The organism is Roseateles sp. GW821-FHT09G09 (genome assembly GCF_059415965.1).
Genome location: NZ_JBWKOG010000003.1, coordinates 12,907 through 35,760 on the forward strand (window position 1 = coordinate 12,907; position 22,854 = coordinate 35,760).

The 22,854-nt window shown below is 69.9% G+C and carries 15 protein-coding genes; 6 read left to right on the plus strand and 9 right to left on the minus strand.

Going from position 1 to position 22,854, the window contains the following annotated elements; genetic code table 11:
• Positions 1–150: 150 nt before the first annotated feature.
• Positions 151–1,164 (minus strand): extracellular catalytic domain type 1 short-chain-length polyhydroxyalkanoate depolymerase, encoded by a 1,014-nt coding sequence (locus AC07O8_RS08645; protein WP_495047634.1) that lies wholly within the window; start codon positions 1,162–1,164, stop codon positions 151–153.
• Here AC07O8_RS08645 and AC07O8_RS08650 point away from each other — a divergent pair.
• Together AC07O8_RS08650 and AC07O8_RS08655 are read left to right on the plus strand one after the other, a co-directional pair.
• Positions 1,157–2,230, plus strand: a complete 1,074-nt coding sequence (locus AC07O8_RS08650; RefSeq protein WP_495047635.1) for a hypothetical protein — start codon at positions 1,157–1,159, stop codon at positions 2,228–2,230. The genes AC07O8_RS08645 and AC07O8_RS08650 overlap by 8 nt on opposite strands.
• 110 nt (positions 2,231–2,340) lie before the next feature.
• Entirely contained in the window at positions 2,341–3,168 is an 828-nt protein-coding gene (locus tag AC07O8_RS08655; protein WP_495047636.1) for a ferritin-like domain-containing protein, read from the plus strand.
• A gap of 114 nt (positions 3,169–3,282) precedes the next feature.
• On the opposite strand, the gene AC07O8_RS08660 is transcribed toward AC07O8_RS08655, so the two are convergent.
• Positions 3,283–4,179, minus strand: coding sequence for a LysR family transcriptional regulator (locus tag AC07O8_RS08660; RefSeq protein ID WP_495047637.1), 897 nt, complete (start codon positions 4,177–4,179; stop codon positions 3,283–3,285).
• A gap of 102 nt (positions 4,180–4,281) precedes the next feature.
• On the opposite strand from AC07O8_RS08660, the gene AC07O8_RS08665 reads away from it, so the two are divergent.
• The 3 genes from AC07O8_RS08665 (at position 4,282) to tehA (ending at position 7,578) form a co-directional block, all read left to right on the plus strand.
• Positions 4,282–4,833, plus strand: coding sequence for a carboxymuconolactone decarboxylase family protein (locus tag AC07O8_RS08665; RefSeq protein WP_495047638.1), 552 nt, complete (start codon positions 4,282–4,284; stop codon positions 4,831–4,833).
• A 34-nt stretch (positions 4,834–4,867) separates the two neighbouring features.
• Positions 4,868–6,520 (plus strand): 2Fe-2S iron-sulfur cluster-binding protein, encoded by a 1,653-nt coding sequence (locus AC07O8_RS08670; RefSeq protein WP_495047639.1) that lies wholly within the window; start codon positions 4,868–4,870, stop codon positions 6,518–6,520.
• 68 nt (positions 6,521–6,588) lie between these two features.
• Complete coding sequence (gene tehA / locus AC07O8_RS08675) at positions 6,589–7,578, plus strand: dicarboxylate transporter/tellurite-resistance protein TehA (RefSeq protein WP_495047640.1); 990 nt, start codon at positions 6,589–6,591, stop codon at positions 7,576–7,578.
• 1 nt (position 7,579) lies between these two features.
• Here tehA and AC07O8_RS08680 read toward each other — a convergent pair whose 3' ends face one another.
• A complete protein-coding gene (locus AC07O8_RS08680; RefSeq protein WP_495047641.1) occupies positions 7,580–8,524 on the minus strand; it encodes a LysR substrate-binding domain-containing protein in 945 nt (314 codons plus the stop codon).
• A gap of 158 nt (positions 8,525–8,682) precedes the next feature.
• On the opposite strand from AC07O8_RS08680, the gene AC07O8_RS08685 reads away from it, so the two are divergent.
• Positions 8,683–9,447, plus strand: coding sequence for an SDR family NAD(P)-dependent oxidoreductase (locus tag AC07O8_RS08685; protein ID WP_495047642.1), 765 nt, complete (start codon positions 8,683–8,685; stop codon positions 9,445–9,447).
• Between the two features lie 66 nt (positions 9,448–9,513).
• Here the strand turns inward: AC07O8_RS08685 and AC07O8_RS08690 are convergent, their stop codons facing one another.
• From AC07O8_RS08690 to AC07O8_RS08715, 6 genes are all read right to left on the minus strand, one after another.
• A complete protein-coding gene (locus tag AC07O8_RS08690; protein WP_495047643.1) occupies positions 9,514–11,307 on the minus strand; it encodes a glycoside hydrolase family 15 protein in 1,794 nt (597 codons plus the stop codon).
• Between the two features lie 135 nt (positions 11,308–11,442).
• Complete coding sequence (locus AC07O8_RS08695) at positions 11,443–12,993, minus strand: methyl-accepting chemotaxis protein (RefSeq protein WP_495047644.1); 1,551 nt, start codon at positions 12,991–12,993, stop codon at positions 11,443–11,445.
• 97 nt (positions 12,994–13,090) lie between these two features.
• Positions 13,091–14,635, minus strand: coding sequence for a methyl-accepting chemotaxis protein (locus AC07O8_RS08700; RefSeq protein WP_495047645.1), 1,545 nt, complete (start codon positions 14,633–14,635; stop codon positions 13,091–13,093).
• Between the two features lie 116 nt (positions 14,636–14,751).
• Positions 14,752–16,143, minus strand: coding sequence for a hypothetical protein (locus AC07O8_RS08705; RefSeq protein WP_495047646.1), 1,392 nt, complete (start codon positions 16,141–16,143; stop codon positions 14,752–14,754).
• Between the two features lie 71 nt (positions 16,144–16,214).
• A complete protein-coding gene (gene icmF / locus AC07O8_RS08710) occupies positions 16,215–19,526 on the minus strand; it encodes a fused isobutyryl-CoA mutase/GTPase IcmF (RefSeq protein WP_495047647.1) in 3,312 nt (1,103 codons plus the stop codon).
• Positions 19,527–19,727: 201 nt separating this feature from the next.
• The gene (locus AC07O8_RS08715; RefSeq protein WP_495047648.1) at positions 19,728–22,826 is read right to left on the minus strand and encodes a PEP-CTERM sorting domain-containing protein; all 3,099 of its coding nucleotides are present in this window, start codon (positions 22,824–22,826) and stop codon (positions 19,728–19,730) included.
• Positions 22,827–22,854 lie beyond the last annotated feature (28 nt).

Here is a 22,854-nt window from a genome sequence, read left to right on the forward strand (position 1 = left end):
CGCTGGCCCTCACCCCCACCCTCTCCCGCAAGCGGGAGAGGGAGCCACCCCAGTGCTCCTGCTCCGAATGGCTCGGTGCATTCTCACTCCCTCTCCCGCTTGCGGGAGAGGGCGGGGGTGAGGGCCAGCAGCCTGGGCAGTCAGAGGACGTCAGCCCTTCGGTGCGAAGCGCTTCGCGACGAAGCGCCAGATCATCGCCGTCGCATCCGGCCCGGTCGGATCGCTGAACGGCTCCTTCGCGGCACCGCCGCTCCACGCATGGCCGAGGCCGTCGATCTCGACGAGCGTCGCCGCGATCGTGCCGCCGCGCTTGAAGTCGACGATCTGCATCGGCAGCCGCTTGCCGCGCTGCACGCGACGATCGTGCACCGTGGCGGCGCCCGCGGCGAGCGCCCATTGCCGCGCCGCCTCGAACGCATTCGCGGCGGCAACGACGCGGTCCTGATTGCCTTGGATGACGAGGAGCGGAGGCCACGCCGTACCGCCTTCCACGCCCGCTGCTTGCGCTCGCCCGCGCATCGCGCGCAAGGCGTTCGTCGCGGAGCTCGCCAGACCCGGCGGCACGCCCGAATGCATCGCGACGGCCTGGAAGCGTTCCGGATGCAGCGTCGCCAGCAGCGCGGCCATGCCCGCGCCGGCGGACAGTCCCACGAGCGCCACCCGCTCGCGATCGGCCCCGTGGAGCAGGCAGACCTGATCGATGGCGGCGAGGATCAGCGCGGCTTCGCCCTGCGCGCGACCGGACTCCGTGTCGAACCAGTTCCAGCAGCGTTGCGGATTGGCGAGGCGGCTCTGCTCGGGATAGAGCACCAGGAAGCGCTCGCGCGCCGCGAGCCGGTTCATCCGCGTGCTGCGCGCGAAGCCGGCCGGATCCTGTCCGCAGCCGTGCAGCATCACGATCAGCGGCGGGCGGTCGCCCGCGCTCATCCCCGTAGGCCGGAAGAGCCGGAAGCGCCGCATGCCCGCGCGGCCGCTCGCCAGCCCGGAGAGCCAGTCGCCGAGCCCCGGCGACGGATGCGGCGGCGTCTTCTCCAATCCGGGCACGGCGTCCTTGGTGGCGTCACGGGCGACCTTCGTCGCCGCGCGCATGACCTGACCCGTGACGGCGCGCAGGCCCTTGTTCCAGGCCTTGCGCAGGGCGGCAGTGGAGGAGCGTTTGGGCATCGGCGATCCATCAAGGGGCTGCGCTATTCTCCGGCCGCGGCGAATCGACCGTGAACTCAAAAATCAACACGTGAGCGCGACGACTCTCGACTTCCTCACCGCGCTGGGCATCGACGCGCAGGCCACCGACCGTGACGTGCGCCGGGCTTACGCGCGGCGGCTGAAGGCGATAGATCACGAGACCGAGGTCGATGCCTTCCACGCGTTGCGCGAGCACTACCAATCCGCGTTGCAATGGGTCGCCGAACGCGATCGGCAAGGCGTGCGGCAAGGCCCGGCACCGGAAGCGGCACCGGCGCAGGAAGCGGACTTCGGCCCGAGCAGCGAACAGGACGTCTCGGTCGGCCACATCGCGAACACAGTCGCGGTGCCCGCGCACCTCGATGCAATCGAGGCAAGCGACGATCCGGACCTTGCCGTGTTCGACGAATTCAACGCGAAGCTGTCCGCCGAGGTCGACAGCGAGGCCTCCGCCGAAGCGGCGTTGACCGCCGCGCTGGGGGATCCGCGGCTGGCGAGCCTCGATGCGCCGGCGCGCTTCGAGGCGCGGGTGGCGATCCTGCTCGCCAACGGCTGGCAGCCCGGACACCAGTTCCTGTTGCTGCCCGCCATCAAGGTCTTCGGCTGGCAGCAGGACTTCCGTCGGCTGGAGACGCTGGGACAGGTCGGCGAGTTCCTGCACGCGGCGATCATGCAGCGGGACTACTTCTTCGCGCTGTCGCGCGACGTCTTCGAGGTCTACGCGGAAATCGTCCGGCGGCTGCGCGACGGCAAGGATCCGAGCCGTCGCCTGCTGATGGAGGACATGTCCAAACTGCGGATCCTCACGGCGCAGTTTCCCGAATGGTTGCATGTCGTCACATCGATGGAGAACGTGCGACGCTGGTACGCGCTGTTCGACGCGTCGCCGGAAGCGAAGCGCTGGGAGAAGGAGGGGCGGCCGGTTGGCGTGCTTTACGCGGCCCCTGCGGAGGTCCCTCGACGCCGGTTCGCCGCGGGCGGCTGGTTGATCGCGCTGCTCGTGCTGGCGCTGCCGTCGCTGAAGAGCTGCATCGACGGGCTCTGACGCGTCCACTGAGGCTTCATCGCGTTCATCGGCGCTTTCATCGGAGCGAGCTCTGCCGCGTTAACGGGGTCCGCACACCGATTGCCGCATCCGCTGGCATGATCGCCCCCATGTCTTCGACACGCTGGTCCCTGGCGGACCTCCCGTTGTCCCGCATCGAGCCGGAGCGCGTGCGCGAGCACGACGCGCTCTTCCTGCTGGTCTGCAGCGCCTCGTTCATCGAGAGCGGCAGCGACATGTACACCCGCAACCTGATCGAACATTTCGCCGACGATGCCGAGGTCGGCGCGTGGCTGCGCGACCACTGGGAGCCGGAGGAGTTGCAGCACGGCGCCGCGCTGAAGGCCTATGTGCGGCATGTGTGGCCGGGCTTCGACTGGGAGTCGGCCTACGCGGGTTTCTTCGACGAGTACGCGCGGCTGTGCACCATGGACGAACTGGAGCCGACGCGGGGCCAGGAGATGGTGGCGCGCTGCATCGTCGAGATGGGCACGACGACGTACTACCAGGCCCTGCACGAGGCCACGGACGAGCCGGTGCTGCGCGACCTGTTCTGGCGCATCCGCTGCGACGAGGTGCAGCACTACAAGAACTTCTTCGCCTTCTTCCGCAAGTACCGCGAGATCGAGGGTCTCCATCGCGGACAGGTGCTCGCAGCGCTGGTGCGTCGCGCGTTGGAACTGCGCAAGGAAGACGCATCGATCGCGTTGAGGCACGCGGTCAACGGGCGCCTGCGCACCGGCGGCAGGGACGGCGGGCCCGCGCCCATCGCCAACGCGGAGCAACTGACGAAGGAGGCGATCCAACTTGTCCGATCGAATCTGCCGATGGGTCTGGCGGTGCGCATGACGCTGAAGCCGCTGCTGCTGCGCCCTGGCGTGCAGCGTGTCGTCGAACGTCCGCTCGCCGCGATCGGCCGGCGTGTACTGCTCACCTGATCAACGCAAACCAAGGCCCGCGGGCCTGAGCCTCACTGGGGCCGGAATGGGGCTTGGGGTTCGCGGACGCGAGGCCCCATGCCCCGTGGAGAGCCCGCGCCTGGCGTCCCGCAGTCAGCGCCGCAGGCGCTCCACCGCCAGATCGATGAACGCCCGCACCTTGCGCGACGCGCGTGGCCCTTGATGCTGCAGCGCCTGCACCGGCACGGGCGGCGGCGCGTGTTTCGCGAGCACCTCCACCAACTCTCCCGACGCGAACTGCGTCTCGACCATGTACGACAGCACCCGCGTGATCCCGAGCCCTTCGCTCGCGGCGGCGATCGCATGGTCGTTGCTGTTGGTGGCGAGCCGCGCGCGCACCGGCACGGCGACCGTCGCGGCATCAACCCCTGACCCCTCGCGGAACTTCCATTCGGCCCCGAATTCCACCCCCAGCGCCGCGATCAACGTGTGTTTCTCCAGATCTTTCAGCTGCTTCGGCGTCCCGTTCCGCTTGAGGTAAGTGGGCGACGCGACCGCCACGCGCCGCACCGTGGCCAGCGGCGTCGCGTGGAAGGACGCATCGGGCAGATCCCCGATGCGGACGGCCACGTCGACGTCCTCGTTGAGCAGATTGACGTTGCGATCGAGGAAGCGGCATTCGACCTCGGTCTCCGGATAGCGCTCGAGGTAGGCCAGCACGACCTGGTTGAGCTGCAGCCGCCCGTACATCACCGACGCGCTGACGACCAGCTTCCCGCGCACGGCGCCGTGCGAGCCGCTCGCCGCCTGTTCGATGTCCTGCAGCTCGCCGAGCACCCGCCGGCAGTCCTGCGCATAGCGCTCGCCGACCTCGGTGACCTTGACCACGCGGGTCGTGCGCACCAGCAGCCGCACGTTCATCGCGGCCTCGAGCTCGCTCACCGCGCGCGTCACGACCGGCGCCGACACGCCCAGCCGACGCGCCGCCGCGGAGAACCCGCCCTCCTGGACGACGGCCACGAAGATGGCCATGGCATCGAGCTTGTCCATATCTTTCCTGATTCCGGAAGAGTCATTTTCCCGGCGCGCCGATTCTCTCCGCGGGGCGTCCAGACCACCATCCGTTCACCTTCCACCCACCGGAGAACTTCCATGAGCCGCATCCACGTCGTCGAGCCGTCCACCGCCACGCCCGAGCAGAAGGTCCTGCTGGACGCGATCCAGGGCCAGCTCGGCATGGTCCCGAACTTCCTCAAGGTCTTCGCCAACTCGACCACGGCGCTGCAGGCCTTCCTCGGCCTGTACGGCGTCGCCAACGGCGGCAGCCTCGATCCGCTGGACCGCGAGCGCATCGCCCTGGCGCTGGCCCAGCAGAACGGCTGCCAGTACTGCGTCTCGGCGCACACGGCGATCGGCCGCAAGACGGGGCTCTCCACCGAGGAGATCGCCGCCGCCCGCGCCGGCACCAGCGAGGACGACACCTCGGCCGCGATCCTGAAGTTCGCGCAGAGCCTGATGGACAAGCGCGGCGAGATCTCCGCGCTGGAACTGACCCAGCTCCGCGCCGCCGGCGTCGACGAGGCGCAGATCGTCGAAATCATCACCCACGTCGGCATGAACTTCCTGACCAACATCCTGGGCAAGGCCAGCCTGGTCGAGATCGACTTCCCGAGCGTGAAGCTCGAACTGCCGGCGACGGCGTAAGCCGCGCCATCGTCATCACCTTCGGGAGTTCATCATGGGACGCGCCTATTCCGACATCACGTTCACGCCGACGGTCCGCGATGTCCAGTCGGAGATGGGAAGCCGCGAGCAGTACGCCTTCCTCGACACGATGAGCGACCGGGGCGAGGTGCTGACGGCCCGCGAGGCGCAATTCATCGCCGAGGCCGATCACTTCTTCCAGGCCACCGTCAGCGAGACCGGCTGGCCCTACGTGCAGCATCGCGGCGGTCCGAAGGGCTTCCTCAAGGTGCTGGATGCGAAGACCATCGGCTTCGCCGACTTCCGTGGCAACGTGCAGTACCTGAGCGTCGGCAACCTGCGCCGCGACGATCGCATCTCGATGATCGTCGTCGACTATCCGAATCGCCGGCGGCTGAAGCTGCTCGGCCGCGTGGAACTCGTCGAGGCGGGCGCGAGCGCGCAAGGCGACGCGGCGATCGCCGCGGTGAGCGATCCGGCCTACGGCGCGACGGTCGAACGCGCCTTCCTCATCCGCATCGAGGGCTGGGACTGGAACTGCCCGCAGCACATCACGCCGCGCTTCACGGAGGCCGAGGTCGCGACGCTGATGGCGCCGATGCGCGCACAGGTGCAGAAGCTGAAGGCGCAGCTGAGCGAGGCCAAGGCGAGCATCGCCGCCACGGCCTCGCGCGATTCGGTGGCCGCGGGGGCGGAGACGATCGTCGCGAGACCGACGGTGCTCGGCGACGGTCCGCTGGCGCTGACGATCAGCGGCGTGCGTCAGCTCACGCCCTCGGTCCGCGCGTATGAGTTGCGATCCGCCGACGGTTCCCCGCTGCCCATGGCCGCCGCGGGTGCTCACCTCGACGTGCCGGTGCGGCTGGCCGACGGCACGAACTCGACGCGCAGCTATTCGATCGCGTCGAGCCCGCAGCGCACCGACGCCTACGAGATCGCCGTGCGGCACGAGCCCGAAGGCAAGGGCGGCTCGGCGGCGGTGCATCAGGATTTCGTCCTCGGCATGCGCCTGAACTGCGGGCTGCCGAGCAACGCGTTCGCGCTGGTGGAGGCGCCGCACAAGGCCGTGCTGATCGCCGGCGGCATCGGCATCACGCCGATCAAGGCGATGGCTCACGCGCTCGCGGCGCGGGGCGACCGCTTCGAGCTGCACTACGCGGTCCGCTCGCGCGCGCAGGCCCCCTTCCTCGGCGCGCTGATCGAGGCCTTCGGCGACCGCGTGAAGGTCCATGCGAAGGACGCGGGCGAACGCCTCGACGTCGCGACCTTGATGCGCGGCCTTGGCGAAGCCGATCACGTCTATGTCTGCGGGCCGGGCCGGTTGATCGATGCCGTCGCCGCCGACGCCGCGGCGGCGGGCATCCCGTCCGGTCGCGTGCACGTCGAGAAATTCAGCGTCGACACCGCCCGGTCCGGCGACCGCTCGTTCGTGGTCCATCTCGTGCGCAGCGGCAAGGACATCGTCGTGCCCGCCGACCGGTCGATCCTGGAGGCCGCGGAGGCGCAGGGCGTGCGCGTGCCCGCGTCATGCCGCATCGGCCACTGCGGCACCTGCGCGACGCGCGTCGTCGACGGCACGCCCGAGCATCGGGACGAGGTGCTCACCGACGCGCAGAAGACGGAACAGCAGCTGATGTGCGTCTGCGTCTCGCGGACGACAGGCGAGGCATTGACGCTCGACCTCTGACCCGACCGCCCCTACAGTCCGCTCGTCCGACCGCTTCCCCCGGTCGATGCGCGTGCAGGAGCAGCTCGATGAACCTTTCCCGATGGGCGGTCCCCGCCTCCTACTTCAGCATGGTGCTGGGCCTGACCGGCCTGGGCAACGGCTGGCGCGTCGCGTCGCGGCTGTGGGGCTTCCCGACCTGGATCGGCGAGGCCGTCATGGCGGTCGCCGTGGCCGTCTGGGCAGTGCTGCTGCTCCGGTTCGCGATCAAGTGGATCGCGGTCCGCGAGGCCGCCCGGGCGGAAGCCGCGCATCCGATCCAGTGCTGCTTCATCGCCCTGGTGCCGGTGGCGACGATGCTCGCCGGCATCGGCGTGCTGCCGCATGCGCACGGCGCGGGGACGGTGATCATCCTGGTCGGCGCGGCGGCGTCGCTGCTCTTCGGGCTGTGGCGCCACGGCGGTCAATGGCGCGGCGGCCGCGACGAGAAGGCCACGACCACGGTGCTCTACCTGCCCACCGTCGGTGCCAACCTCGTGTCGGCGATCGCGATGTCGGCGCTCGGCTGGCCGAGCTGGGGCCAGCTGTTCTTCGGTGCCGGCGTGCTGGCCTGGATCGTCCAGGAATCCATCATCCTGGGCCGCTTCCTGACCGTCGAGCCACTCCCGCTGGCGCTGCGGCCGACGGTCGGCATCCAGATGGCGCCGCCGGCGGTCTCGCTGCTGGCCTACGCCGCGGTGACCGTCGGTCCGCCGGACCTCATCGCCCGCATGCTGCTGGGCTACGCGATCGTGCAGGCGCTGATGGTGCTGCGGCTGATGCCGTGGATCCGGCAGCCGTTCACGCTGTCGTACTGGGCTTTCACCTTCGGCGCGACCGCAATCTCCACCGGCACGATGCGCTTCGCCGAGCGCGGCGACGATCCGGTCTTCACGACGCTCGCGCCGGTGCTCTTCGCGATGAGCAACGTCGTCATCGCCGGGCTGTCGATCGCGTCCGTGGTGGCGGTGCTGCGGGCGAAGGCGGCGCCTGGGACCCCGTCAGCGCCCGCGCCCGCGCCGACCGCTTCGGGCAGCTGATTCAGCGTCTGTCGTCGAAGGGCGCAAACACCTCGGCGACCCAGTCGACGAACAGCCGCAGCTTCGCGCTCAGGTGCCGCGACGCCGGATAGACCACGTGCAGGGGATGACGCGGCCGTGTCCAGTCGTCGAGCACCGAGCGCAGCGCACCGGACCGCAGGTGCGGCGTCGCCGCGAAGCGGAAGGTCTGCCCCAGGCCCGCGCCGGCCAGCAGCACGCTCAGGTGCGCGGTGCTTTCGTTGACCGCCATCACGGCTTCGCCGGCGATCTGCAGATGCTCGTCGCCGCGATGGAACTGCAGTGGAAACGCGCGACCCGTGAGCGAAGAGAAGTAGCCCGCGATCGCATGACCCGGCACGCGGGCGCGGTCCTCGGGTTCATGGATGCGGGCGATCAGCTCGGACGGATGCTTCGGGATGCCGCGCGCCTTCAGGTAGACCGGGCTCGCGCAGGTGACCCAGTCGAGGTCGGCGATGCGGCGGGCGACCAGGGTGTTGTCCGCCAGCTCGCCGCCGCGGATCACGCAGTCGATGCCTTCGCCGATCAGGTCCACGGGACGGTCGCTGACGCCGAGGTCCACGTGCAGCCCGGGATGCCGCGCGCGGAAGTCGGGCAGGGCGGGGATCAGGATCATGTTCGCGAGCACCGAGCCGATATCCACGCGCAGCCGGCCCCGCGCCTGGGCGCGTGACCGGGCGGCGAGCTCGTCCATCTCCGCGAGGTCGTCGATCAGGCGCCGCGCGCGCTCGTAGTACGCCGCGCCCTCGGGCGTGACGCTCACGCGCCGGGTCGTGCGCTGCAGGAGCCGCGTGCCGAGGTGGCGCTCCAGGTCCTGCACCAGCTTCGTCACGGTCGGGCGCGGAATGTTCATCGCGTCGGCGGCCTTCGAGAACGCGCCCGATTCGGCGATGCGCACGAAGACGCGCAGGGCTTGCAACTGGTCCATCGATGGCTCTCCTCTCCCGAAGTCCCGATTATTCAGGATGGGGAAAAAAGAAGTCGAGTTCGACGGCTTTATTCGACCGGTCGTAATTCTTAAGCTTCGCTCACCTCTTCACCTCTTCACCACTTCACCTCTTCACCACTTCCTGAACGGAGCGAATCATGAGCAAGCAACTTGAAGGCAAGGTCGCCGTCGTCACCGGCGGCACCACGGGCATCGGCCTGGCGGCCGCGAAGGCCTTCGCGTCGGAAGGCGCGATCGTCTACATCACTGGCCGTCGCAAGCCGGAGCTCGATGCCGCCGTGGCCGCGATCGGCCCGAACGCGGTGGGCGTGCAGGCGGACTCGACGAAGCTGGCCGATCTCGACCGGCTGTACGCCGAGGTCGGCGAGCGCCACGGCCGCCTGGACGTGCTCTACGCCAACGCCGGCGGCGGCATGATGGCCGCGCTGGGCGAGCTGACCGAGCAGCACGTCGACGAAACCTTCGATCGCAACGTCAAGGGCGTGATCTTCACCGTGCAGAAGGCGCTGCCGCTGCTGGACAAGGCGGTCTCTGGCGCGTCGGTGATCCTCGCCGGATCGACGACGAGCTCGATGGGCACGGCGAACTTCAGCGTCTACAGCGCGACCAAGGCGGCGGTGCGCAACCTGGCGCGCAGCTGGATCCTCGACCTGAAGGGCCGCGCGATCCGCATCAACACGCTGTCCCCCGGCCCGATCCACACGCCGGGACTGGTGGAGCTGGCCGGCCCCGATCCGGCCAACCAGCAGGGCCTGCTGGACTACCTGACCTCGCAGCTGCCGATCGGCCGCATCGGCCAGCCGGAGGACATCGCGAAGGCGGCGGTCTACCTGGCCTCGGACGCCTCGTCCTTCGTCACCGGCATCGAGCTGTTCGTCGACGGCGGCATGGTGCAGGCCTGAGCCGAAGCCCGATCCGAGGCTCGGGCTTGAACGGGTCGTGCGGCGCGAGGCTGAGCGACCGGTCGCTCAGATCTCCGAGTCCCACGGCTTCGACAGCCGCATCGCGCAGTTGATGATGCCCACCATCGAGTAGGTCTGCGGGAAGTTGCCCCAGAGCTCACCGGTGACCGGGTGGGTGTCCTCGGACAGCAGACCCACGTGGTTGCGCGAGGCGAGCAGCGATTCGAACAGCTCCCGCGCCTGCTCGACGCGGCCGATGCGCGCGAGCGCGTCGATGCGCCAGAACGCGCAGATGTTGAACGAAGTCTCGGGCTTGCCGAAGTCGTCGGGCGCCTCGTAGCGGCGCATGTAGGGGCCATCGCAGAGCGAGGCCTCCAGCGCGTCGACGGTCTTGATGAAGCGCGGGTCCATCGGGTCGATGAAGCCGACCTCCGTCATCAGCAGTACGCTGGCGTCCAGGTCCTTGCCGCCGAAGCTCTCGACGAAGGCCTGGCGCTGCTCGCTCCAGGCGTTGTCGAGGATCTTCCGCTTGATCAGCGCGGCCCGCTCCTCCCACAGCGCGGCGCGCTCCGGCAGCTTGAGCTCGCGCGCGATCTTGGCCAGGCGGTCGCAGGCGGCCCAGTTCATCAGCACCGACGAGGTGTGCACGCGCGCCCGCGTGCGCAGCTCCCACATGCTGGCGTCGGGCTTGTCGTGGATGGCGAAGGCCTGCTCGCCGGCGCGCTCCAGCAGCGCGAACTCGTCGATGCCGGCGCGCTGGTGCAGGCGGTGGTCGAAGAAGGACTGGGCCGAGCCCAGCACGATGTTGCCGTAGACGTCGTGCTGGAAATGCTCGTAGGCCTGGTTGCCCGCGCGCACCGGGCCCATGCCGCGGTAGCCGCGCAGGTGCGGGACCATGTACTCGGTGAGCTTGGCCTCCAGCCCGATGCCGTAGAGCGGCTGCACGTGACCGTCCTTGGACTGGCCGATGATGTTGCGCAGCCAGCGCAGGTAGTCCTCCATCGTGCCGGTCTCGGACAGGCTGTTGAGCGCGCGCACGACGAAGAAGGCGTCGCGCAGCCAGCAGTAGCGGTAGTCCCAGTTGCGCTGCGTGTGCGGGGCTTCGGGCACGCTGGTCGTCATCGCGGCGACGATCGCGCCGGTCTCCTCGAACAGGCACATCTTCAGCGTGATGGCGGCGCGGATCACCGCCTCCTGCCACTCCAGCGGGATGGCGAGCCGGCGCGTCCAGTCGCGCCAGTAGCTGATGGTCTTCTCCTCGAGCACCCGGGCGGTGTCCTCGACGGCGCGGTCCAGCGTCTCGTCGGGGCCGAATATGAAGCTCATCGGCATGTCGAGCGCGAAGGGCGTCTCCTCCTGCACGTAGGTGAGCGGCGCGTTGGTGGTCAGGCGGATGGTGCCTTCCGGGCCGACGAAGCGCAGGTGGTTGCTGCCCCGGGTGCGGGCCGGATGCGCGGAGCCCCACTGGATCACGGGCCGCAGGATCACGCGGATGCGCGGATGCCCCTGGATCGGACGCATGCGGCGCACCAGCATCATCGGGCGGTAGGGGCGGTCGTTGAGGAAGAAGCGCGGCATGAAGTCGGTGACCTCGATCGCGTTGCCGTGCGTGTCGTAGAGGCGGGTGCGCAGCACGGCGGTGCCGTGGTCGTAGGACTGCTCGCTGCGGGAGAAATCTTCCAGCTCGACCTGGAAGGTGCCGTCGGGACCGATGCCGTCCGGCGAGTCGATCAGCGCATGGAAGACGGGATCGCCGTCGAAGCGCGGGGCGCAGCACCAGACGACGCGGGCGCGGTCGTCGATCAATGCGCTGACGGCGCAGTTGCCGACCAGGCCGAGTTTCAGAGACGCCGCTTCCATCGTTCCTCCTTGTGTTCGTCGTTCTTGCGATGTGCACGGACGGAAGCTGGGCAGCGGGCAAGGAACGTTCCCGTGGAGCGGGATCCGCCCGGGGAAAGGGCGGTGTGCGATGGCAACAGAGTGTGGCAGCGCCCGCTACGCCGCCAGCCGGAAGGTGCTCACCAGCGCCGTGAGCTGCTCCGCCTGCGAGCGCAGGCTGCCCGCCGCCGCGGCCGATTCCTCGACCAGCGCGGCGTTCTGCTGCGTCATCTCGTCCAGGCGCTGCACCGCGACGTTGACCTGCCCGATGCCGTCCTTCTGCTCGGCGGCCGCCGTCGCGATCTCGCCGACGATGTCGGCCACGCGCCGCACGCCCTGGACGATCTCGCCCATGGCCGCGCCCGCGTTCTGTGCCAGCCGCGTGCCGGTGTCCACACGCAGCACGCTCTCGCCGATCAGCGCCTTGATCTCCTTGGCCGCGCCGGCCGAACGCTGCGCCAGCGCCCGCACCTCGCCGGCCACGACCGCGAAGCCCCGGCCCTGTTCGCCGGCGCGCGCCGCTTCGACCGCCGCGTTCAGCGCCAGGATGTTGGTCTGGAAGGCAATGCCGTCGATGGTGCCGATGATGTCGTTGATGCGGCGCGAGCTCGATTCGATCTGCTGCATCACCGCGACCACCTCGCCCACCACGTCGCCGCCCTTGGAGGCCGACACCCGCGTCGCGCTCACCAGGTCGTTGGCCTGCTGCGCCGAGCTCGCCGTGTTGGCGACCGTCCCGGTCAGTTCCTCCATCGAGGAGGCCGTCTCCTGCAGGTTGGAGGCCGTGGCCTCGGTGCGCGCCGACAGGTCCTCGTTGCCGGTCGCGATCTCGCGCGTCGCGACGTTGATCGTCTCCGTGCCGTCCCGCACCTGGCGCACCATGCGCCGCAGCGAGTCCTGCATCGCGCTCAGCTCGCGCAGCAGCACGCCGATCTCGTCGCTGCGGTCGACGACGATGTCCTGGCTCAGGTCGCCGCTGGCGATCGTCTGCGCCACCGCGCCGGCCCGCACCATCGGGGCCCGCACCGACTGCGTGATGCGCCACGCGATGACGATGCCCAGCACCACGGCCAGCGCCGTCAGCGACAGCATCAGCGTCGCCGCCTGCGCGGCCTGCTCGCGCTGCAGCGCGGAGAAGGTGTCGGCGTCCTCCGAGATCAGCGCCACGAGCTTCTCGACCGAGGCCAGGTAGCTGGCCGCCGCCGGGACCAGCGTCTGGTCGACCTGCCGGCCGCCTGCCTCCGGATCGGCCTTGATCGCGGCCATCACGCCTTTGCGGATGTCGACGTAGCGTTGCCGCTCGGCCGCGATGACCGGCAACTGCGCCTTCTGTTCGGGGTCGTCGATCGCCTTGTCGAGCATGGCCTGCAACTCGTTGATGCGATCCGTGGTCTTCGTCATCTCGCCGGACAGGAAGCTGCCGAGGCCCTCGTGTCCGCCGGACTTGGCCATCGCCATCACGCGGTTGAGATTGAGCTCGGTGGCGGCGCGCCAGTTCGTGGCCATGAGCCGGCGCTGCTCGAGCGTGTGCAGCTGATCGCTGAGCCGCACCATCTCGCGCAGCTTCATCACGCCGACGCCGGTCATCAGGGCCGCCATCGCGAGGACCGCCGCGAAACCGACCTGCAACAAGGTCGTGATCTTCATCCGGCTCAGTGCTTGCAGCATGGCGTGCTCCCACATCGATGGTGCGATCGATTATGGGAGGGCCCCCGCGGGGCGGCAACACGAGGGTGAACCCGCCCCCGGTCCCGGGGGCGCGCCCTCACGCGAGCCGGAACACCCGCACCAGCTCCGCGAGCTCCTTGGCCTGCTGCTGCAGGCTGTCCGCGGCCGCGCTGCTTTCCTCGACCAGCGCGGCGTTCTGCTGCGTGACCTGGTCCAGCTGCGTGACCGCGTCGCCGATCTGCAGGATGCCGCGCGACTGCTCGTTGCTCGCGGAGGCGATCTCGGCGATGAGCACGCTGACCTGCCGCACCTGCTCGACGATGCCCTGCATCGCCGCGCCGGCGTCGTCGGCGAGTCCGGAGCCGGACTGCACCTGATCCACGCTGCGACCGATCAGCGCCTTGATCTCGCGCGCGGCCTGCGCCGAGCGCTGCGCCAGCGCGCGCACCTCCGACGCGACCACGGCGAAGCCCTTGCCCTGCTCGCCGGCGCGGGCCGCTTCGACGGCGGCGTTCAACGCGAGGATGTTGGTCTGGAACGCGATGCTGTCGATGACGCCGATGATGTCGGCGATCTGCTTGGACGAGGTGCTGATGTCCTGCATGGTCCGCACGACCTGCTGCACGACGCCGCCGCCCTGGCCGGCCGCCTCGGCGGCGCGCGCCGCCAGCGCGTCCGCCTGGCCCGCGGTCGAGGCGTTGTTCTTCACCGTGCTCGACAGCTCCTCCATCGACGCGGCGGTCTGCTGCAGGTTGGCCGCCTGCTCTTCGGTGCGCTGGCTCAGGTCGAGGCTGCCGGTGGCGATCTCGCTGGAGCCGGTCGCGATGCTCTCGCTGCTGTGGCGCACGCGGCTGACGATGTCGCGCAGCGAGCCGGCCATGGCGCCCAGCGCCGCGATGAGCCGCGCGGCCTCGTCCTGGCCGGGCGCGGCGTCGCGGCTGCGCAGGTCGCCCTGCGCGACCGCCTCGGCGAAGTGGACCGCCTCCTGCATCGGCGCGGTGATCGAGCGCGTCGTGAAGACGCCCGCGCCCAGCGCGATGACCACCGCCGCCAGCGCGGCGGTCAGGCTCCAGGCGCGCACCGACGCGGCGGTCGATTCGGCGGCGTGGAAGGATTCGGCGCCCACGCGCACCTGCAGCGCCAGCAGGGCGTCGATCGCGACCTTCGCCTGCGCGCCCAGCGTCACGATGCGGTCGCCGTAGATCGTCTGCGCCTTGGCCACGTCGCCGGCCTTCACCGCGTCGCGCGCCGCCAGCAGCCCCTGCCGCACGTAGTTGCCGCGGACCTCGGCGAATGCGTCCGCCAGCCGCTTCTCCTCGTCGGTGAGGTAGGTGGCCATGTAGTCCTTCCACAGGCCGGTGATGGTCACGATGTTGGCCTGCAGCTGCGTGTCCAGCGTCGACAGCTGGGCAGGGTCGCGGATCATCTCGGTGACCAGGATGCGGTTGCGCAGCATCAGGCTGTCGATGTCGCCGATCTGCTTGAGCGGAAGGGTCCGGTCCTCGTAGATCGTCTTGAGGTCGGCGAAGACCCGGCCGCTGCCGCGGATGCCCAGCGCCGAGACCCCGAGGATCAGCAGCAGCATCAGGCCGAAGGCCAGCGACAGGCGCTTGCCGGTGGTGAAACGGCGCAGGAAGGTCATGACGGTCTCCAAGGCATCTTGTGGTTGACGGTGTGGGAACCGATTGCACGATATATGCCAGCGACAGGGAAGCCCCGCACGCCGGTGACGACGAACCGCCTCCGCCGTGATGCGCGTCACGACGCGGGATCCGCGCCGTCCGGCTTCGGAGGAAGGTTCTTGCGCGCGACCGGATCGACGAAGGAGACGTGCCGGGCCCGTGGCCGCGCCGCCAGCGCTTCTGCTTTCAGTACGCCCAGGCGGTAGAGAAGTTCGGCCTCCGGCAGCGGCACGCCCAGTTCGGCGAAGACCTTGAGCGCCCGGTCGAATCCCCGGCGCGATTCCCAGTCCATGCGCAGGAGCCGGGCCGCCTGCTGGCGCGCCTTGCGCTCGTCGTCGACGTGTTCGGACTTCGCGTGGGCGGAGTCCGGCCAGGCCCAGCGCTGCAGCCGCGCGACGGTGACGAGATCGCGCGGCAGCCGCGACGGGCGGAGGCTGCCGCGGACCGGACAGGCGATCTCCCACTGGTCGGCGAGGAGCCTGGTGACGCGGGTCAGGTCGCCGGCGTCCAGCCCGGTGGCGTCGCCCTCGGCCGGCAGGCGGCCCAGCAGGCCCTGCACGACGATCGAGGCAGGCGCCGTCAGCAGCTCCCTGGGGGCCATGCGCAGCGCGGCGAGGAGGGTGTGCTTCTCGGCGGCGGTCGGCGTGACGGTGGGAGGACTCGTCGCGCTGGTCGACGCGCTGGTAGAGGCGGCGGTCGAGGCGGCGGTCGACGCGCCCCGGAGCGCGGCGCTCGCGGCGCCCTTCGTGACGACCCGCCTGGCGATGCTTTCGATGGCGCCCGCGAGGGATCGTCCGCTCGCACCCGGTGCGGCGGCGGGCAGTCGCGCCCGCAGGGCGGCGATGGTGTCCGCGAGCCGCAAGGTCATTTCGTGGAAGGCGGCGGTCGGCGGCAGCTCCAGGCAACAGTCGTCGTCGCACAGGGCGTCGCGCAGGCTCGCCACCATGGCGAGCCGCACATCGGATGCCAGCAGGTCCGGCGCGCCGTCCGGGGGCGCTTCCGGCACGATACTGCAGGCCTGCGCGGTCTTGCGAAACAGCACGGGGATGGGGACGTCGGCCGCGTTGCGCAGGAACGGACGCGGCAGCGTGGTCTCGAACAATCGAAGGGCCGTGTCCGTCGGGAGGTCGACCGGCCCGCCCTGGGCGACGATGCCGGCCGCGCTGAGGCATTCGGTGCCGGGCAGTTCCCGCAGGAATCGATTGACCGTCGCCGCGGCGCAGCCTTCGGGCAAGGCGACCATCGGCGGGTAGTGACGCGGATGCGGAAACGTCAGTTTTCCGAGTTCGCGCAGGAAGCCGTCCGGCAGTTCGTCGAGCGCCGCCGCGCGCAGGTCGCGCAGGTCCGCGACGACCGTTTCCGCACTGGTCAGCCGCTGGAGCAGCGGATCGAGGACGGCGCTGTCGCCGCGGCGCGACACGGTGGAGAGCGCCTTGGCGAATGCGAAGGAGGTGGGCGACGGCAGCATGCGGGGAGACTTCGGCGACGATCCCCTTCAGTGCGTCGCGGCCGGCGTCGCGGCACGCTGCCGCGCACGGCTCACATGCTGCGCCGGTACTGTCCACCCACCTCGAAGAGTGCCGCGGTGATCTGTCCGAGCGAGCACACCCGCACCGCGTCCATCAGCACGTCGAAGACGTTGCCGTTGGCGATGACGGCCTGCTGCAGCCGCTTGAGCATCGCCGGCGCCTCGCCCGCATGGCGCGCGTGGAAATCGGCCAGACGCGTCAGCTGGCCCTGCTTCTCGTCCTCGGTGGAACGCGCCAGCTCGATGTGCTCCGGCACCGGGTCGCCGTGCGGGTTGCGGAAGGTGTTCACACCGATGATGGGGTACTCGCCGGTGTGCTTCAGCATCTCGTAGTGCATCGACTCTTCCTGGATCTTGCTGCGCTGGTAACCCGTCTCCATCGCACCCAGGACCCCGCCGCGCTCGGCGATGCGCTCGAACTCGGTCAGCACCGCCTCCTCGACCAGCTCGGTGAGCTCGTCGATGATGAACGCGCCCTGGCTGGGGTTCTCGTTCTTCGCCAGGCCCCACTCGCGGTTGATCACCAGCTGGATCGCCATCGCGCGGCGCACCGATTCCTCGGTCGGCGTGGTGATCGCCTCGTCGTAGGCGTTGGTGTGCAGCGAGTTGCAGTTGTCGTAGATCGCGATCAGCGCCTGCAGCGTGGTGCGGATGTCGTTGAAGGCGATCTCCTGCGCGTGCAGCGAGCGGCCCGAGGTCTGGATGTGGTACTTCAGCTTCTGGCTGCGCTCGTTGGCGCCGTACTTGTCGCGCATCGCCACGGCCCAGATGCGGCGCGCGACGCGGCCCAGCACGGTGTACTCCGGGTCCATGCCGTTGCTGAAGAAGAAGCTCAGGTTGGGCGCGAAGTCGTCGATGTGCATGCCGCGCGCCAGGTAGGCCTCCACGAAGGTGAAGCCGTTGGACAGCGTGAAGGCCAGCTGCGAGATCGGGTTCGCGCCCGCCTCGGCGATGTGATAGCCGCTGATCGAGACCGAGTAGAAGTTGCGCACGTCGTGGTTGACGAAGTACTGCGCGATGTCGCCCATCACCTTGAGCGAGAACTCGGTCGAGAAGATGCAGGTGTTCTGGCCCTGGTCCTCCTTGAGGATGTCGGCCTGCACCGTGCCGCGCACGTTGGCCAGCACCCAGGCGCGGATCTTGGCGGCCTCGTCGGCGGTCGGGTCGCGGCCGTTGTCGGCCTTGAACTTCGTCAGCTGCTGGTCGATCGCGGTGTTCATGAACATCGCCAGGATGGACGGCGCCGGGCCGTTGATCGTCATCGACACCGAGGTCGTCGGGTGGCACAGGTCGAAGCCGTCGTACAGGACCTTCATGTCGTCCAGCGTCGCGATGCTGACGCCGGAGTTGCCGACCTTGCCGTAGATGTCGGGTCGCGGCGCGGGATCGGCGCCATAGAGCGTGACCGAGTCGAAGGCCGTCGACAGCCGCTTGGCCGGCAGGCCCTCGGAGACCAGCTTGAAGCGCCGGTTGGTGCGGAAGGCGTCGCCCTCGCCGGCGAACATGCGGGTGGGGTCCTCGCCCTCGCGCTTGAACGCGAACACGCCGGCCGTGTACGGGAAGCTGCCGGGCACGTTCTCCAGCATCAGCCACTTCAGCAGCTCGCCCTGGTCCTCGTACGGCGGCAGCACGACCTTGCGGATCCTGGTGCCCGACAGCGAGGTCGACACCAGCGCGGTGCGGATCTCCTTGTCGCGGATCTTCACGACGTACTCGTCGCCCGCGTAGGCCTGCTGCATGTCGGGCCACTGGGCGAGCAGCTGGCGCGCGTCGGCGTCGAGCCTGGCTTGACGCGAGGTAGCCAGCGCTTCGAGCGAGGCCAGCGACGCGGCGCGTGTCTGCGCATCTCCGCCTGCTTCGGTGCCGCCCAGCATGGCCGCGCTGGCAGTCAGCTGCTGGATCTCGCGGGCCAGGCGCGCCTGCGCGCGGGCCCGCTTCTTGTACGAGCGCACCGTGTCGCCGATCTCGGCGAGGTAGCGCGAGCGCGCCGGCGGCACGATGGGCGTCTGGTGGGTGCTGAAGCGCGTGGCGGCGACCGGCAGGCGGCCCACGCCGTCCCGCAGGGACAGGCCGAGCTCGGCCAGACGCGGCTTCAGCGCCTGGTAGAGCGCGGTGACGCCGTCGTCGTTGAAGCGGCTGGCCATGGTGCCGAAGACCGGCAGTTCCTCCGCCTTCTTGCCCCAGGCCTCCTTGTTGCGCTGGACCTGCTTGGCGACGTCGCGCCAGGCGTCCGCCGCACCCTTGCGGTCGAACTTGTTGATGGCGACGAACTCGGCGAAGTCCAGCATGTCGATCTTCTCGAGCTGGCTGGCCGCGCCGAACTCCGGCGTCATCACGTACATCGGCACGTCGACGTGCGGCACGATGGCCGCGTCGCCCTGGCCGATGCCGGAGGTCTCAACGATGACGAGATCGAAGCCCGCGACCTTGGCCGCGGCGATCACGTCCGGCAGCGCCTGCGAGATCTCCGAGCCGAAGTCGCGCGTCGCCAGCGAGCGCATGTAGACGCGCTGGCCGGCCGCCCACGGCGCGATCGCGTTCATGCGGATACGGTCGCCGAGCAGCGCGCCGCCGCTCTTGCGGCGCGACGGATCGATGGAGATCACGGCGATGCGCAGCGCGTCGTCCTGGTCGAGGCGCAGGCGGCGGATCAGTTCGTCGGTCAGCGAGGACTTGCCCGCGCCGCCGGTACCGGTGATGCCCAGCACGGGGGTGCGCAGGCCCTGGGCGGCGTCGCGCAGCGCCTGCGTGAAGGCCGCATCGGCGCGGCCGTTCTCCAGCGCCGTGATCGCCTGCGCGAGCGCGCGCCAGGCGCTTTCCGAATGGCCCTGCAGCGCGGCGACGGCCTTCGGCGCGGCGGCGCTGAGGTCCTGGTCGCAGCGCATGACCATCTCGCCGATCATGCCCATCAGGCCCATGCGCTGGCCGTCCTCGGGGCTGAAGATGCGCACGCCCTGGTCGGCCAGGTCGCGGATCTCGGCCGGCACGATCACGCCGCCGCCGCCGCCGAAGACCTGGATCTTCTCGCCGCCGCGCTGGCGCAGCAGCTCGACCATGTACTTGAAGTATTCGACGTGGCCGCCCTGGTAGGAACTGACCGCGATGCCCTGCGCGTCTTCCTGGAGGGCAGCGGTGACGACCTCGTCCACCGAGCGGTTGTGGCCCAGGTGGATGACCTCCGCGCCCATGCTCTGCAGGATGCGCCGCATGATGTTGATCGCCGCGTCGTGCCCGTCGAACAGGCTGGCGGCGGTCACGAAGCGGACCTTCTGGGTGGGGCGGTACTCGGCCAGGGCCTTGTACTCGGCGGACATCTCGGTCATGCGTGTGTCTCCGGCTGGGGGCGCGGTCGCCTGCGAGGGATGAGGATGGTCCCGCCGCGGCGCCTGTCGTGGGCGATCCCTTTTGAGGATCGATGGTGCCCGCCAATTCTAGGTTCCGGTTGACGTTTACGTAAACGAGAGGAGCCTGGGGTATTCAGCCGCGTGGGGCGGGGAAACCCTGGTTCAACGGCGTTGGAGCGCCTAACGATGCCTGCGCTTGCCGATCCCGAGCAATACCACCAGGCCCACCGTCATGAGGGCCCACGCGCCCGGCTCGGGCACGGTCGCGGCCAGCGAGCCGGCATAGTCCACGCCGGCCGAGTTCAGCGCGCTGAAGGCGGTGATCGCGCGTCCGCTGGCGTCGCTCAGCCCGGTGATGCCTTCCCAGGTCAGCGAGTGGCTGAAGTCCGTGCCGACGGCCGACCAGCCCGTCGCGCCGGAGCCGTCGTCGGTGCTCAGGAAGTGATACGCCTGCACGCCCAGGCCGAGGTCCAGCGCGATCGGCTGGCCGAAGACGAAGGACACGGTCAGCGTGTGCCAGCCGAGCGGATCGCCGACGTCCTCCGAGAAGGGGGGGCGGCCGGTGGTCAGCGACACGGAGCGCGTGCCCGAGACGCGGTCGACGCCGACGGCCGCATCCACGCCTTGCGCGGTCAGCGCGGCGTTGAAGTTCCAACTGGCGCCCTGCGTCATCGTGGACGTCGGACTGGGGGCGGTGAACGCGCCGGCGATGCTGATCGTGCCGTCCACGTGCACGCGCGCCGTGAACGTGCCCGTTGCGCCGTCCGCGCATCCGGCGCAGGCGATGACGAACTCGTCGTGGATGGAGCCGCCGGCGAACAGGTTCGCGATGGTCTGACGGCCGCCATCGTTGACCGTGTCGAGCGACCCTGACACGGCCGCCCGGGTCCGCAGCTGGCCGTAGTCGACCTGGGAGACACCCTCGGCATCGAGGCGGGTGCGGGTCAACGCGGTCGAATACCCGGTGTGGAACGTGAACGAGGACGTGCCGCCGATGCGGTCGTCGCCAGCGAAGTGGTCGCGCTCATTGAGCGAGGGGTCGTAGGCGGTCAGCGTCTCGCCGTAGCCGGCCCAGGCCGGCGCAGGAGCGGTGGCCGCCAACGCGGGCGAAGCCGCCAGGGCCGGCAGGAGCGCCGCGGCCAGGAGCGCCGGTGCCACGGCGCGGGCCGACGCGACCACGGTGCCCACTGTTTCCGCCGTGGCCGTGCGCAGCGCGCGGACGCGGCGGCGGGCGAGGGCGCCCAACGCCGCGAGTCCGGCCAGCATCAGCGCCCAGCTACCGGGTTCGGGCACGACCGCCAGCGAGCGCGCGTAGTCGATGCCGACGGCGTTGAGCGCCGTGAACGCGCTGACGAGCTGGCCGTCGGCGTCCCGGACAGCGGTGATGCCGTCCCAGTACATGCTGTGCGTGGCGTCGGTCGTCATGGCGCCGCTACCGCTGAACGAGCCCGTGTTGTCGCCGGTGTAGACGCCGCCCAGGACCGCCGCGCGCAGGCTCATGTCGAGGTGGATCGCCTCGCCGAAGACGAAGTCGATCGACAGTTCCTGCAGACCCGCGGACACGCGCGGGCTCTCCTCGACGCCCGGGATGCCGTTGTGCAGGGTGTCCAGGCGGTAGTACTCGAACGAGCGCTGACCGGGATTCGGCGGTCCGGGAACGTCGGGCGGCGTCGGATCCGGCACGCCGTCGGCGCGGATCTGGAAGCTCGTCGACCAGTTGGTGTCGGCGAGGTTGCCGCCGGTGTCCGTCACCGGCTGGCCGAGCGCACTGTCGCGCGCGGTGGCGGCGTCGAAGTAGACGCGGAAGCTCATCGAGCCGATCGTCCCCGCGGCGCAACCGCCACACTGGATGACGAAGCTGTCGGTCAGCGAGGACGTCATCTCCGCGCGGACATAGGTGCTCTGGTTCGCGCCCTGCGCCGACAGCGACGTCGATCCCCGGACGTAGGACTGCAGGGAGCCGTAGCGCGCCGCGCCCCAGCCGTCGATGCGGGCCGTGGACGACAGCGCCGCGTCGCTGAAGCCGATCGCATCGCTGAAGCCGCGCACCGCGCCCGGCGGCACGAAGCCGCCCTCTTGAGCGCTGCGATCCGGCGCGCCTGCTGCGCTGAGTTCGTAGCTGTAGCGGGTGGCGAAGGTCTGCGCCTGGGCGCCGCCCGTCAGCGCCGCGAGCATCGAACCTGCGAGCATCGACGCGCGCAGGCGTCGATGTCGCGCCGGCCGCCCTTGCCCTTGCCGAGGCCCTTGCCGGTGTTCTTGCTGGTGTTCTTGCCGTGATGCGGGCCCGCGGCGGGTGAGCAACCCCAGCAGGGCCAGGCCGGTCGCCACCAGCGCCCAGGTGCCGGGCTCGGGCACCGGCGCGAGCGAAGCCGCGAAGTCGACGCCGTTCGCGTTGAGCGCCCTGAACGCGGCGACCTGCTGCCCGTTCGCGTCCCACACCGCGGAGATGCCGTCCCAGTACATCGAGTGGGTCAGGTCGACGGTGGTGGTGCTGTCGCCGCTGAAGGTGCCGCGGCCCTCGCCGCTGTTGACGGCGTTCAGCACCCCCGCGGTCAGGCTCATCTCGAGACGGATCGCCTCGCCGAAGACGAACTGGATCGAGAGGTCCTGCCAGCCCGGCGAGACATGCGGCGATTCGATCACCCCGGTGCTGCCATTGCGCAGGAGGTCGGTGCGGGAGTACTGCAGGGTGGAGACGCCCGGATTGGGCGGAGACGGATCGCCGCCAGGATCCGGAACGGGATTGGGCACGCCGTCGGCGCGGATCGAGAACGTCGCGCCCCAATGGGTGTCGGCGACGTAGATGCTGCTCTCGGTGAGTGGATCGACATGACCGTCGCGCAGCGTCGTGCCGCCGAAGTAGATCCGGAAGTTCATCGTGCCGATCGAACCGGCGGCGCAGCCGCCGCAGCCGATGACGAAGCTGTCGGTCAGGGCGGCCGTCAGGTCACCGCTGGCGTAAGTGCTGAACATTGGTGCCTGCGACTGGACCGAACTCGTCGCGTGCGTGTACGCCTGGAGATGGCCGTCACCGGCGCGGCCCCAGCCATCGAAGGCGGCCTGCGACGTCCCGCCGGCGTTCTGCGCGCCGTTGGTGACGTCCACGCTCAGGGGCACGCCGGGTGTTGCCGCGGTGTGGGAGGTCTGGCCGACCTTGTCCGGCGCGCCGCTCGCCCGGACGGCGTAACTGACGCCGGTGGTGAACTCGGCGGCGGACGTCGCGCCGGCGGACAGCGACAGCAACGCGGCGAGCAGGATCTGCAGATGGGTCAGGCGCATGACGGTCTTCCCGACGATGACGAAAGCA

Excerpts from the sequence above, each read along its gene's own strand:
- AC07O8_RS08645 (WP_495047634.1), bottom strand. The coding sequence starts at position 1,164 with ATGCCCAAACGCTCCTCCACTGCCGCCCTGCGCAAGGCCTGGAACAAG.
- AC07O8_RS08655 (WP_495047636.1), top strand. The coding sequence starts at position 2,341 with ATGTCTTCGACACGCTGGTCCCTGGCGGACCTCCCGTTGTCCCGCATC.
- AC07O8_RS08660 (WP_495047637.1), bottom strand. The coding sequence starts at position 4,179 with ATGGACAAGCTCGATGCCATGGCCATCTTCGTGGCCGTCGTCCAGGAG.
- AC07O8_RS08665 (WP_495047638.1), top strand. The coding sequence starts at position 4,282 with ATGAGCCGCATCCACGTCGTCGAGCCGTCCACCGCCACGCCCGAGCAG.
- AC07O8_RS08670 (WP_495047639.1), top strand. The coding sequence starts at position 4,868 with ATGGGACGCGCCTATTCCGACATCACGTTCACGCCGACGGTCCGCGAT.
- tehA (WP_495047640.1), top strand. The coding sequence starts at position 6,589 with ATGAACCTTTCCCGATGGGCGGTCCCCGCCTCCTACTTCAGCATGGTG.
- AC07O8_RS08680 (WP_495047641.1), bottom strand. The coding sequence starts at position 8,524 with ATGGACCAGTTGCAAGCCCTGCGCGTCTTCGTGCGCATCGCCGAATCG.
- AC07O8_RS08685 (WP_495047642.1), top strand. The coding sequence starts at position 8,683 with ATGAGCAAGCAACTTGAAGGCAAGGTCGCCGTCGTCACCGGCGGCACC.
- AC07O8_RS08690 (WP_495047643.1), bottom strand. The coding sequence starts at position 11,307 with ATGGAAGCGGCGTCTCTGAAACTCGGCCTGGTCGGCAACTGCGCCGTC.
- AC07O8_RS08695 (WP_495047644.1), bottom strand. The coding sequence starts at position 12,993 with ATGCTGCAAGCACTGAGCCGGATGAAGATCACGACCTTGTTGCAGGTC.
- AC07O8_RS08700 (WP_495047645.1), bottom strand. The coding sequence starts at position 14,635 with ATGACCTTCCTGCGCCGTTTCACCACCGGCAAGCGCCTGTCGCTGGCC.
- AC07O8_RS08705 (WP_495047646.1), bottom strand. The coding sequence starts at position 16,143 with ATGCTGCCGTCGCCCACCTCCTTCGCATTCGCCAAGGCGCTCTCCACC.
- icmF (WP_495047647.1), bottom strand. The coding sequence starts at position 19,526 with ATGACCGAGATGTCCGCCGAGTACAAGGCCCTGGCCGAGTACCGCCCC.
- AC07O8_RS08715 (WP_495047648.1), bottom strand. The coding sequence starts at position 22,826 with ATGCGCCTGACCCATCTGCAGATCCTGCTCGCCGCGTTGCTGTCGCTG.